The 4,898-nt window shown below is 59.9% G+C and carries 4 protein-coding genes; 3 read left to right on the plus strand and 1 reads right to left on the minus strand.

Going from position 1 to position 4,898, the window contains the following annotated elements; all coding sequences use genetic code 11:
• Window positions 1–241 precede the first annotated feature (241 nt).
• Window positions 242–1,246: a glycosyltransferase family 2 protein gene (locus MJD61_04840; protein ID MCG8554603.1), complete on the plus strand. Its 1,005-nt coding sequence runs from the start codon at window positions 242–244 to the stop codon at window positions 1,244–1,246.
• Complete coding sequence (locus MJD61_04845; protein ID MCG8554604.1) at window positions 1,239–2,978, plus strand: tetratricopeptide repeat protein; 1,740 nt, start codon at window positions 1,239–1,241, stop codon at window positions 2,976–2,978. Before MJD61_04840 ends, MJD61_04845 begins: the two co-directional genes overlap by 8 nt.
• 327 nt (window positions 2,979–3,305) lie before the next feature.
• On the opposite strand, the gene MJD61_04850 is transcribed toward MJD61_04845, so the two are convergent.
• Window positions 3,306–3,512: a hypothetical protein gene (locus MJD61_04850; protein ID MCG8554605.1), complete on the minus strand. Its 207-nt coding sequence runs from the start codon at window positions 3,510–3,512 to the stop codon at window positions 3,306–3,308.
• A 1,203-nt stretch (window positions 3,513–4,715) separates the two neighbouring features.
• On the opposite strand from MJD61_04850, the gene MJD61_04855 reads away from it, so the two are divergent.
• A partial coding sequence (locus MJD61_04855; GenBank protein MCG8554606.1) for a hypothetical protein occupies window positions 4,716–4,898 on the plus strand: 183 nt, incomplete at its 3' end.

The following is a 4,898-nucleotide window of genomic DNA, read 5'->3' on the forward strand; positions in this document are numbered from 1 at the left end:
ACACAGCAGGCTGCCCTCGAGGCCCCCCTCGAGGCGAGGGCTCATGGCCTTGGCGAACATGCCCCGCCGCGGGGGGGGGGGGGGGCCGCCAGCGGTGCCTGCCCGGGCCGCGCACGCGGCGCCGCCAGCCGGGCACCCGGGCACAGCTGCGGGTCCGCGGCTCGAAGCAGCACTCGAAGCAGCGGAGGCTCGGGAACGTCGGTGATCAGATCGTAGTCAGAGCGTGAGGTGGAGTCGGACCATGAGAAGTGCAAATCTAAAGGGCCATCGGTTTGGCATGGATTCTTGCTTCCTCACCGAAATCGGCGTGCAGCCGGCTGGAGACGGTACGCTCCCTGAGGCTACGTTGATGAACCCTGAGCTGACGTTGTTGATGCCTGCCTACAATGAGGAGGCGGCACTGCGCAGATTCTTGCCTCAGGTGTGTAACGCATGCGTTCAGCATGGTTGGAAGTTGATCGTGGTTGATGATGGCTCGTGCGACACCACATTGGGGGTGCTGCAGGCTTTTGCGGCCGAGCACGCCGAATGGATGACCGAATGGATGACCGTGCTGCGACACAAGCGAAACCGCGGATACGGCGCGGCGCTCAAGACAGGCCTCGCTGCTGCTACGACTCGCTACGTTTGCACGCTGGATGCGGACGGCCAACACGACGTGGAGGACGTTCGGCGCTTGCGTAACGCTGTGGCGGAAGCCGACGCGGATATGGTAGTTGGAGACCGCCGGGGCAATCAGCGTGGCGGTCGCTACCGAGCGCTGGGTAGGGGGCTTCTTCGCTTTGTAGCCAGGTTCTTACTTCCGCTTGACGTGCGCGACCTGAACTCTGGCATGAAGCTCTACGATACCGAGCTCGCGCAGCGCTACGCAGGTCTGTGCCCGGACTCCATGGCTTTCAGCGATGTCCTCGTTATGGTTTTCATCAGCGAGCGGCACGTGGTGGTCGAGCACCCCATTCGTGTGAGGGAGCGCATCGCCGGCGTCAGCACGATCAGTACGCGTACAGCGATCGATACGCTCGCTGAGATTCTCAACGTCGTCGTGCTATTCAACCCGATGCGTCTGTTTCTGCCGATCTCCCTCACGAGTCTCCTCCTCGGCGTCGCCTGGGGCCTGCCCATCGTGCTCCGGGGCGACGGTGTGAGCGTCGGCGCGATGCTCGCGATCGTGACCGGGATCATCTTCTTCCTCCTTGGGCTCCTCGCGGAACAAATTGGGCTACTACGACGTGATCGACGTGAATGAAGGGCTCAAATCGCGAGCGGGGATCGTCGCTGCAGGTGTGGGCGCGCTACTGCTGATCGGTTGGGCCTACTCGAACCATTTCGACAATGGCTTTCAATTCGACGACTTCCACGTGATCGAGGACAACGCCGCGATTCGTAGCCTGCGTGACGTGCCTAGCTTCTTTCGCGATCCCCTGACGTACTCGGCTCGGCCACAGAACGCGAGCTACCGTCCGCTGCTGACGCTGAGCTACGCGCTTGACTACGCGCGGGCCGACGGTCTCAAACCTGCGTTCTTTCACGAAACGCAGTTCCTGCTGCACCTGACGGTCTGGATTGCGCTGCTCGCATTGTATCGCAAGCTCTTGGACCTGTGCGACATCTCGTCGTGGCATCCATGGATCGCGCTGTTCTCTGCTACGTTCTTTGCAGTTCACACCGCCAACACCGAGACGGTCAACTATCTTTCCGCGCGCTCCAGCTTGGTAGCGACCCTTGCGGTGGTCTGTTCGTTGCTCGTATATCTCCAGTGGCCCAAACTCCGGAGGTGGCAGCTTCATCTCGTGCCAATGCTTGTTGGCGGTCTAGCCAAGCCACTTACCGTCATGTACGCGCCGTTGCTGCTCGTGATGGTGCTGCTCCTGGAAGAGCGACGGGCTGTCGGAGGCTGGCTGAAACGAGACACGTGGAACCGACGCGTAGCCGCGAGCGTGGGGCCAGCGTTTGCGGGCGCTGCCCTGCTCTACGTCTTGGTTCGCGCAATGGAGCCAGATACGATGGTCTACAGCACCATCGATCGGCTGACCTATGCACGGACGCAGCCGTACGTGTGGCTGCGGCTGTTCTTTCTGCCTGTAGGCCTGACCGCCGATACCGATTTGGGTTTTCTTACGAGCTGGAGCGACGCACGCGTGCTCGGCGGTGTGTTGGGGTTGCTGCTGCTGGGGGGTACAATCTGGCGCCTTTCGGCCTATCCCTGGGCACGTCCCGCCGCTTTCGGTTTGTGCTGGTTCGCGCTGGCATTGATCCCGACTTCGAGCGTCGTGCCCCTTTCGGAGCCCTACAACGAGCATCGCATCTACTTCCCATACGCCGGGCTTGCGCTGGCTTTTGGCTGGGCGGGTGCCGCGATCTTGCAGCGTCAAGGCAATGCGGTCGTCGCGGCGCTGGCTGCTATGGCGCTGCTTTCGGTGCATGCGACCGGCACACAGGCCAGGAATCGCGTGTGGCACAGCGATGCTTCGCTGTGGGCCGACGTGGTCGCCAAGAGCCCGCGCAACGGGCGCGCCCTGATGAACTACGGTCTCACGAAGATGCGCACCGGCAAGTTTGAGGAGGCATTGCGTTTGTTCGAGCGCGCCCAGACGTTCCGTCCCGACTACGGCATTTTGGAGATCAACTTGGCTATCTGCAAAAGCGCGCTCGGACGGAGGTCGGAGATTGAAGCGCACTTTCGTCGGGCGTTGGAATTGGATTCCGGTTACGCGAGGGGGCATTTTTTCTACGGGCGCTGGTTGTTCCAACAAGGTCGAGCCGCCGAGGCCGAGACGCATCTAAACCGTGCTCTCGCGCTGGCTCCGAACGATCTGGCCCCTGTCCACTTGCTAATGTACGTGCTGGCAGCACGCGGAGAGCATCGGCGGCTGCAAGAGCTCGTTGCCCAGACGCGTGCCCACTATCCCGAGGACCCCGTGGTCCGCAGATTCGGTGTGCCAAGGGGAGAGCCCAACGCGTCCCGTTCTGTACCTTAGCTCGGCCGAGGTCTCGATTCTTTTGAAAAAGTGGCCCCCTCGCATCACTAACTAGACATGTTCGCCGCTTTCAGAACTGGGTGGGCGGCGCGACCCACAAAAAGGAGGACATATATATACGGCACCAAGAGAGGGAGGACGGTTGGACCAGCCTCCGGCTGGTCTAAACCGGCCGCAGAAGCACCGCTCGTGAGCGGTTCCTGTAGGGCCGCCGCTTTAGGCGGCTCATTAAAAAGCAGCCGCAGTCAAATTCCTCGGCTCTACTGAGGGATGGTTGCTTTCTGAGTTGCAATTTTAGAGATAAAGTTATGCAAGAAAAAAATGGGTTCAAAAACTATTTTCGATCGGTAGATTTAGTTCAACAAGTGTTCTGCCTTTTGCTAATTTCGGCATTTCTTGGAGCCTCCAACGGGAGCGCTCTTGCTCAAAATCTGAACGCTCCAGCCGCTTCACCCTCACCGTCTTCTTCAGCGGTGGGATTCGCCCCTCTTGTTCAAGATCCGAACGCCCGAGCCGTTCAACCTCCACCTTCACCGTCTTTTTCGACGGTGGCGATCGGGGCGTCACCTGGAGGTGGCGGAAGTATTGGCGTAGTGAGCTGGTCTTACACACTTCGGGTCAACGATGGCCATGGGACCGCAGCAACCTTTAGAGGGTTTGACTCTAGCGGCAATACGCTTGTACATAATGATGTGCAAACTTCTACCAGTGATCCCATTGTCTATGTAGACGTTTATGATTCGAATGGGGTCTATCAAACTTGGTTTTGGTACAATAGGTCCATTGTAGCGTCTTCGGCAATACTTGCCGGGCTGAGCTTGACATTGCCGGAACCCTGGAGGACCTATGCATATCAACATTCTCGTTTTTGGCACGATACGGAAGGCACTACGGATGACGACTCGGGCAGTTGCTGGGGTGAATGCCTCACTTGCTTGGGCTGTACAGCCGCAAGTGTTGCTTGCGCCTCAATATGCGCCACCACTGTTGCCAACCCTTTCGCTTCAATTCCCTGCCTAGCTTGCATTGTCGAAAATGCAGCTTGCGGCGGCTTATGCGGTCTTTGTATCGTCTGCGTGGCCGATGGCGCCACCGGCCCCACCTAATCGCGTTGGGCCCACGCCTTCCCACGGCGCCAAGACAGCGGGCGGCGACGGCCGCCCGCCTCACCCTTGCACCCGCAGCGGCCAGGGGAGATAGTGTGACATGATTGACAAATCGATCCGGCGCCGTCCCGTTGTGGTGATTCTCTATCTGTGCTCGGTCATTGGATACGGGATATCACTCCTCTTCTGGGACCGGCCACCTTGGTATGCGTACGTACTCCTGGCCTCTATGGTGGCATTCGCTCCCGTTCGGTACTCTGCTTTGCGGGGAGACGAAACTTGGACGGCTCCTACTCGTAGACGGCAGCGGGCATGGATAGCCACTGTGCTGGGCGTCTTCCTCTTGGGCGCCGCCGCTGCTTGGTGGTCCGCCCACTGAACCCCACAGAGCCGGGTGCCCGCGTTGCGCGAGGCCCGCCTTCCTCACCATGGGCGTAGTATCTTGACGGCCACCGATTTCCGCAGGAATCGAGCGCGATCCCCCGAGAAGTGGCCTGGAAAGCTGAGAGGGACGTAGCCTTCGTGTGCGAGAAGCGACGGAAAGGAAAAGGGCCCGCAGGTCATAGCCGGCGAGCCCGCTGGTCATCATGGACGAGTTGATCAGCGGCAGGAGCATGACTTAGTTGACCTCATGTTGCCGATCGACCAAAAGCGCGTCTATTCGGCGCGTTCACGCCTTGGGGTTCCGAGCGGTCCTAGCACGCCGTTTTTTGGCAGCGCGCTCTTTGGCTTCCTTGACTCGGTAGCTATTGGCCTCGATGGGGATGAGTTCACATCTGTGGATGAGGCGGTCGACGAGGGTGACGACACAGGC

The organism is Pseudomonadota bacterium (assembly GCA_022361155.1).
Lineage (GTDB): Bacteria > Myxococcota_A > Polyangia > Polyangiales > JAKSBK01 > JAKSBK01.

Coding starts and splice junctions, on each gene's coding strand:
- MJD61_04840 (MCG8554603.1), top strand. CDS start 242: ATGAGAAGTGCAAATCTAAAGGGCCATCGGTTTGGCATGGATTCTTGC.